This window comes from Stenotrophomonas sp. 3diitr2024 (genome assembly GCF_042136455.1).
In the GTDB taxonomy this organism is placed as follows: domain Bacteria; phylum Pseudomonadota; class Gammaproteobacteria; order Xanthomonadales; family Xanthomonadaceae; genus Stenotrophomonas; species Stenotrophomonas sepilia.
The window spans coordinates 1-2644 of sequence record NZ_JBHHMJ010000500.1 but is presented as its reverse complement, the minus strand read 5'-3'; the positions used below and the strand labels follow the sequence as shown (position 1 = coordinate 2644).

At 65.4% G+C, this 2644-nt stretch carries 1 protein-coding gene; it reads right to left on the bottom strand.

What is annotated here, in order from left to right:
- Positions 1–136 precede the first annotated feature (136 nt).
- Positions 137–2428 (bottom strand): NADP-dependent malic enzyme, encoded by a 2292-nt coding sequence (locus ABGA94_RS12705; protein ID WP_005419150.1) that lies wholly within the window; start codon positions 2426–2428, stop codon positions 137–139.
- Positions 2429–2644: the final 216 nt, after the last annotated feature.

Sequence of the window (2644 nt, the reverse complement as noted above, 5' to 3'; positions counted from 1 at the left end):
CGCTGGCCGGCTGCCGTCGTGTATCTGAGCACGATTGGGGTTGCCGGCCAGCGGCCGGCACTACCCGTTTCCGCTGCGCGGAAACAAAAACGCGCCCCGTGGGGCGCGTTTCCGCAGCTGTCGCTGGAAAGAAGGCTTATGCCTTCTTTTCCGCTTCCAGCTGCTTCCTGATCTGCGCATCGACCGCCGCAATGGCGGTCATATTCAGGATCCGGCGCGAGGTCGCGCTGGTGGTCAGGATGTGCACTGGCTTGTTCACGCCCATCAGGATCGGGCCGATCGCCACGCCGTCGGTGAACACCCGCACCAGGTTGTAAGCGATGTTGGCCGCTTCCAGGTTCGGCAGCACGAACAGGTTGGCGCGGCCCTGCAGGGTCGAGCCCGGCAGCAGCTTCTGGCGCAGCGCTTCATCCCATGCGGTGTCGCCCTGCATTTCGCCATCCACGTTCAGGCGCGGGTTGCGCTTGAGCAGCAGCTCGCGCACCTGGCGCATCTTCAGCGCATCCTTCGAATCATGGCTGCCAAAGTTGGAGTGCGACAGCAGCGCCACCTTCGGCTCGATGCCGAACAGCTTCATGCGATAGGCCGCCTGCAGGGTCGCCTCGCACAGCTGCTCGGCGGTCGGATCTTCCTGCACGTGGGTATCGACGAAGAAGAACACGCCCTGCTGGTTGATCACGCCGGTCATCGCCGAGGTCGAGGTGACCTTCGGCTCCAGCGGCAGCACGCTGCGCACGTAGCCCAGCTTCTTGTGGAAGCGACCGACGATGCCGGTCAGCATCGCATCGGCCTCGCCACGGGCCACCATCACCGCTGCGATCAGGGTCGGGCGCGAACGCATCAGGTTCTTCGCCGCGGCCACGGTCACGCCACGACGGCCGGTCAGGCCGTGGTAGTACTGCCAGTATTCGTTGAAGCGCGGGTCGTCGTTGATGTTGGTGACTTCAACGTTCTCGCCGATCTTCAGGCGCAGGCCCAGGCGCTCGATGCGCGACTCGATCACTTCCGGGCGGCCGATCAGGATCGGATGCGCCAGGCCGTCATCGACCACGTTCTGCACCGCCTGCAGCACCACTTCCTCTTCGCCCTCGGCGTACACCACGCGCTGCTTGTCGCTGCGCGCGCGGTCGTACACCGGCTTCATCATCAGGCTGGTGCGGTAGACGAACTGGGCCAGCTTGTCGCGGTAGGCGCCCATGTCCTCGATCGGGCGCGAGGCCACGCCCGAATCCATCGCGGCCTGGGCCACGGCGGCCGACAGTTCCACCAGCAGGCGGCGGTCGAACGGGCGCGGGATCAGGTATTCACGGCCGAAGCTCGGGGTCTCGCCGCCGTAGGCCGAACCCATGTCGGTGGCTGCACGGCGTGCCAGTGCAGCGATGGCACGCACGCAGGCGATCTTCATTTCCTCGTTGATCGCGGTGGCGCCCACGTCCAGCGCACCACGGAACAGGTACGGGAAGCACAGCACGTTGTTGACCTGGTTCGGGTAGTCCGAACGGCCGGTGCCGATGATCGCGTCCGGACGCGCAGCGCGCGCCACCTCCGGCATGATTTCCGGGGTCGGGTTGGCCAGCGCGAAGATCACCGGATCCGGCGCCATGGTCTTGACCATGTCGGCGGTCAGGATGCCCGGTGCCGACAGGCCCAGGAAAATGTCCGCGCCGTCGACGATCTCGGCCAGGGTGCGCTTGTCGGTGTCACGCGCATAGCGCTGCTTTTCCGGGTCCAGGTCGGTACGACCGGTGTGGATCACGCCCTCGCGATCGAAGGCCAGGATGTTCTCCGGCTTCAGGCCCAGCTGCACCAGCATGTTCACGCAGGAAATGCCGGCCGCGCCCATGCCCGTGGTCGCCAGCTTCACTTCCTCGATCTTCTTGCCGGTGATCGCCATCGCGTTGAGCACGGCCGCGCCGACGATGATCGCCGTGCCGTGCTGGTCGTCATGGAACACCGGGATCTTCATGCGCTCGCGCAGCTTGCGCTCGACCACGAAGCATTCCGGCGCCTTGATGTCCTCCAGGTTGATGCCGCCGAAGGTCGGTTCCAGCGAGGCGATGATGTCGACCAGCTTGTCCGGGTCGGTCTCATCCACTTCGATGTCGAACACATCGATGCCGGCGAACTTCTGGAACAGCACGCCCTTGCCTTCCATCACCGGCTTGCCGGCCAGCGCGCCGATGTTGCCCAGGCCCAGCACCGCGGTGCCGTTGGAGATCACCGCCACCAGGTTGCCGCGGGCGGTCAGCTCGCTGGCCTGCTGCGGGTCGGCCTTGATCGCTTCACAGGCGTACGCCACGCCCGGCGAATACGCCAGCGACAGGTCGCGCTGGGTCAGCATGGGCTTGGTAGCGGAAACCTTGATCTTTCCCGGCGGGGACATCCGGTGGTAATCGAGGGCGGCCTGTTTGAAATCTTCGTTGGACATCGATGTGGGTTACATGAATGGGCAGAAGGGACAGGGGATGATACCCCCGTTGGAGCGTCCGGACCTGTCGCTATCCTGTCGCAAGCATGCTGCGACCGCACAATTCCGTGCCGTATGCGACGGTACCGCGATACCAGCTTCGGCGCTGCCCATGACAGCCATGGGACGCCCTGAAACGCCGCGGGGCCGTACCACTGACGTGATCGGCCCCGCGGT